The sequence below is a fragment of the Aeromonas sp. D3 genome (assembly GCF_027705025.1).
GTDB lineage: Bacteria > Pseudomonadota > Gammaproteobacteria > Enterobacterales > Aeromonadaceae > Aeromonas > Aeromonas salmonicida.
Map to the genome: position 1 here is coordinate 1 of NZ_JAPDBE010000080.1, position 4,260 is coordinate 4,260.

6 protein-coding genes are annotated in these 4,260 nt (G+C 52.4%); all 6 read right to left on the reverse strand.

The window, feature by feature from the left end; all coding sequences use genetic code 11:
* Nucleotides 1-398: 398 nt before the first annotated feature.
* Nucleotides 399-899, reverse strand: a complete 501-nt coding sequence (locus OKC28_RS22725; protein WP_000376623.1) for a GNAT family N-acetyltransferase — start codon at nt 897-899, stop codon at nt 399-401.
* Nucleotides 900-1,026: 127 nt separating this feature from the next.
* Nucleotides 1,027-1,866 (reverse strand): sulfonamide-resistant dihydropteroate synthase Sul1, encoded by an 840-nt coding sequence (sul1, locus tag OKC28_RS22730; protein ID WP_000259031.1) that lies wholly within the window; start codon nt 1,864-1,866, stop codon nt 1,027-1,029.
* Nucleotides 1,860-2,207, reverse strand: coding sequence for a quaternary ammonium compound efflux SMR transporter QacE delta 1 (locus tag OKC28_RS22735; protein ID WP_000679427.1), 348 nt, complete (start codon nt 2,205-2,207; stop codon nt 1,860-1,862). The genes sul1 and OKC28_RS22735 overlap by 7 nt, the downstream gene beginning before the upstream one ends.
* A gap of 156 nt (nt 2,208-2,363) precedes the next feature.
* A complete protein-coding gene (locus OKC28_RS22740) occupies nt 2,364-2,996 on the reverse strand; it encodes a type B-3 chloramphenicol O-acetyltransferase CatB3 (RefSeq protein ID WP_000186237.1) in 633 nt (210 codons plus the stop codon).
* 137 nt (nt 2,997-3,133) lie between these two features.
* The gene (locus OKC28_RS22745) at nt 3,134-3,964 is read right to left on the reverse strand and encodes an oxacillin-hydrolyzing class D beta-lactamase OXA-1 (protein ID WP_001334766.1); all 831 of its coding nucleotides are present in this window, start codon (nt 3,962-3,964) and stop codon (nt 3,134-3,136) included.
* A 130-nt stretch (nt 3,965-4,094) separates the two neighbouring features.
* Nucleotides 4,095-4,260, reverse strand: a 166-nt coding sequence (locus tag OKC28_RS22750; RefSeq protein WP_117407360.1) for a GNAT family N-acetyltransferase, incomplete at its 5' end; no start/stop codon positions are given.

The window sequence follows — 4,260 nt, forward strand, 5'->3', positions numbered from 1 at the left end:
ATTGAACTGTCAGGAGCTGGCTGCACAACAGCCATTACGCCCAATCAACTGGTGCAGTCGTCTTCTGAAAATGACATTTGGTATCTCTCATAAACGGATGTTTTTGAGAGAACTATCTTCGGCCTTCACACGCACGAAAGGCGGCGAAGCTCCGCCGTTAATCCGTCCGCCGGAGATCTCGCCCAGGCAGGCTGAAGGCCGAGCAAGCCTGACAGGCCCGAAAAGCCCGGCACGGGCGTCGGCGGCGATGACGGCGGCGGCATTATCCAGGGTTGATGATGGAAGTGGAGGATATCGACAACCTCTCGCGCAACCAAGACATCGCGGTCGGACTGCAAGTGATCTTGAAGCCACGGGCCCGTCCCACCCCGACATGGACCTCGATGCCCGAACGGACGTTAGATTTCGAGTTCTAGGCGTTCTGCGATGAAGGTTGGATCCCAGCCGGGATTGAAAGTGTCGACGTGGGTGAATCCGAGCCGCTCGTATAGGCCACGCAGGTTCGGGTGGCAGTCGAGCCGCAGCTTGGCGCACCCCTGCGTTCGCGCGGCATGGCGGCAAGCCTCGATCAGCGCGGAGCTGACACCCCGGCCCGCATGTGTCCGTCGCACCGCGAGCTTGTGCAGATATGCGGCCTCCCCCTTGAGGGCGTCGGGCCAGAACTCGGGATCCTCGGCCGACAAGGTGCAACAGCCGACGATGCCGTCGCTGCAACTCGCGACTAGGAGCTCGGATCTCAGGACGAAGGTCTCCGCGAATGTCCGGTCGATCCGCGCGACGTCCCAGGCGGGCGTTCCCTTGGCGGACATCCACGCCGCAGCGTCGTGCATCAGCCGCACAACCTCGTCGATATCACCCGAGCAGGCGACCCGAACGTTCGGAGGCTCCTCGCTGTCCATTCGCTCCCCTGGCGCGGTATGAACCGCCGCCTCATAGTGCAGTTTGATCCTGACGAGCCCAGCATGTCTGCGCCCACCTTCGCGGAACCTGACCAGGGTCCGCTAGCGGGCGGCCGGAAGGTGAATGCTAGGCATGATCTAACCCTCGGTCTCTGGCGTCGCGACTGCGAAATTTCGCGAGGGTTTCCGAGAAGGTGATTGCGCTTCGCAGATCTCCAGGCGCGTGGGTGCGGACGTAGTCAGCGCCATTGCCGATCGCGTGAAGTTCCGCCGCAAGGCTCGCTGGACCCAGATCCTTTACAGGAAGGCCAACGGTGGCGCCCAAGAAGGATTTCCGCGACACCGAGACCAATAGCGGAAGCCCCAACGCCGACTTCAGCTTTTGAAGGTTCGACAGCACGTGCAGCGATGTTTCCGGTGCGGGGCTCAAGAAAAATCCCATCCCCGGATCGAGGATGAGCCGGTCGGCAGCGACCCCGCTCCGTCGCAAGGCGGAAACCCGCGCCTCGAAGAACCGCACAATCTCGTCGAGCGCGTCTTCGGGTCGAAGGTGACCGGTGCGGGTGGCGATGCCATCCCGCTGCGCTGAGTGCATAACCACCAGCCTGCAGTCCGCCTCAGCAATATCGGGATAGAGCGCAGGGTCAGGAAATCCTTGGATATCGTTCAGGTAGCCCACGCCGCGCTTGAGCGCATAGCGCTGGGTTTCCGGTTGGAAGCTGTCGATTGAAACACGGTGCATCTGATCGGACAGGGCGTCTAAGAGCGGCGCAATACGTCTGATCTCATCGGCCGGCGATACAGGCCTCGCGTCCGGATGGCTGGCGGCCGGTCCGACATCCACGACGTCTGATCCGACTCGCAGCATTTCGATCGCCGCGGTGACAGCGCCGGCGGGGTCTAGCCGCCGGCTCTCATCGAAGAAGGAGTCCTCGGTGAGATTCAGAATGCCGAACACCGTCACCATGGCGTCGGCCTCCGCAGCGACTTCCACGATGGGGATCGGGCGAGCAAAAAGGCAGCAATTATGAGCCCCATACCTACAAAGCCCCACGCATCAAGCTTTTGCCCATGAAGCAACCAGGCAATGGCTGTAATTATGACGACGCCGAGTCCCGACCAGACTGCATAAGCAACACCGACAGGGATGGATTTCAGAACCAGAGAAAGAAAATAAAATGCGATGCCATAACCGATTATGACAACGGCGGAAGGGGCAAGCTTAGTAAAGCCCTCGCTAGATTTTAATGCGGATGTTGCGATTACTTCGCCAACTATTGCGATAACAAGAAAAAGCCAGCCTTTCATGATATATCTCCCAATTTGTGTAGGGCTTATTATGCACGCTTAAAAATAATAAAAGCAGACTTGACCTGATAGTTTGGCTGTGAGCAATTATGTGCTTAGTGCATCTAACGCCTGAAATAAGCCGTGCCGCGAAGCGGCATCGGCTTGATTGAATTGTTAGACGGCAAACTCGAGCCAATACTTGTGCAGGCCAACAATATTAGACGAGCACAGCATGGGCATTGCCGCTTTGATCTTCTCCAGTGACCAATTCCACCACTCCATCTCCAGAAGCAATGAAATTTCCTCATCGGTGAAGCGTTTCTTAATCTTCTTAGCGGGATTGCCGCCAACGATAGCGTAAGGCTCCACATCTTTTGTCACCAACGAGCGGCTGCCTATCACCGCACCGTGCCCGATCTTGATTCCGGGCATGACCATTGCCTCAGAGCCGATCCAAACGTCATTGCCAATGACAGTATTACCTGCTTTTTGGAAGGCATCGAGTGCGCTTGAGAATGCAGGTTCTTCCTGCATATAAAAGAACGGGAAAGATGATGCCCAGTCGTACCGATGCCCCTGATTGCCAGCCATGATAAAGGAAGCCCCACTCCCGATAGAGCAGAAACTACCGATGATCAACTTATCAACGTCATCACGGTCCGGAAACAGATACCGTGCGCAGTCATCGAATGAGTGCCCATGATAGTAGCCAGAGTAATAGCTGTACCGCCCAACTTTGATATTGGGGTTCTTCACTTGCTCAGAAAGCAGCTTGCCTTTGAAGGGGCTATCAAAGTAGTTGGTCATAAGAGATCCCGCGGTCTGTGACTTTGCCGTCTAACGTTTGAAATAAGGGGCGCCGAGCGCCAGCGAGGGGAGCCAAAAGCTTGCTTTTGGCCGTCCCGACTTGATTGAAGGGTTGGGCGATTTTGCCATTAGATTTTTTATAAATTTAGTGTGTTTAGAATGGTGATCGCATTTTTCTTGGCTTTTATGCTTGATGTTAAATTCGACCCCAAGTTTCCTGTAAGTGCGGACACAAAAACATATTTATGTCCTGATTTGCTTATAATAAACCCTTCAAACCATCCGTTTTGTAAGGTTCTATTTGCTGTGAATCCTGCACCAGTTTTCCCATACAGTTTTGTACTATTATCCAGATCTTGTAGATACATGTTCTCTATGGTGTTTTCTATGGCTGAGTTTTTAACTGGGAGATTGTGATTAATAATTTTACGCAGGAATTGAATTTGTTCTTCTGGTGAAATTTTTAAGCTACTTTCGAGCCATGCTTCTGTTAATCCGTTGTTTCTTTCTTTATCTCCAGAGAAGTCTTGATTTCCATAATCAAAATCTTTGAGATAATTCTTGATTTTATTTAATCCAATTTTTTGGGTTATTTCTTGCGAAACCCAAACAACAGAAAATTGCATCCACGTCTTTGGTGTATGATTGCTGTTCCAGATCTCCATTCCTTTGGGGGTTTTATCCCATTTGAATATGGTTTTCTGATCTATTATTTCCGCATCAAATGCCATAAGTGATAATGCGATCTTGAAAGTTGAATCTGGTGCCATTTGCGTTGCACACTTTGCTTTATTGAATTGAGCAATTTCAGCGTTTGTGGATGCATCGTAAAGTAAAAAACAACCTTCAGTTCCTTCAAATAATGGAGATGCAACAGTAGAGATATCTGTTGATGCACTGGCGCTGCTGTAGATAATATTTGCAATTATTAAAAAAATAGCGAAGTTGATATGTATTGTGTTTTTCATAATAAGTATTGGTTTGGTAAAGGGCTTAATTTTAACGGCTAACAATTAATGAGGCTCCGGGTTCGCCCAACGTTTGACATGAGGGGCGGCCAAGGGCGCCAGCCCTTGGACGTCCCCCTCGATGGAAGGGTTAGGCATCACTGCGTGTTCGCTCGAATGCCTGGCGTGTTTGAACCATGTACACGGCTGGACCATATGGGGTGGTTACGGTACCTTGCCTCTCAAACCCCGCTTTCTCGTAGCATCGGATCGCTCGCAAGTTGCTCGGCGACGGGTCCGTTTGGATCTTGGTGACC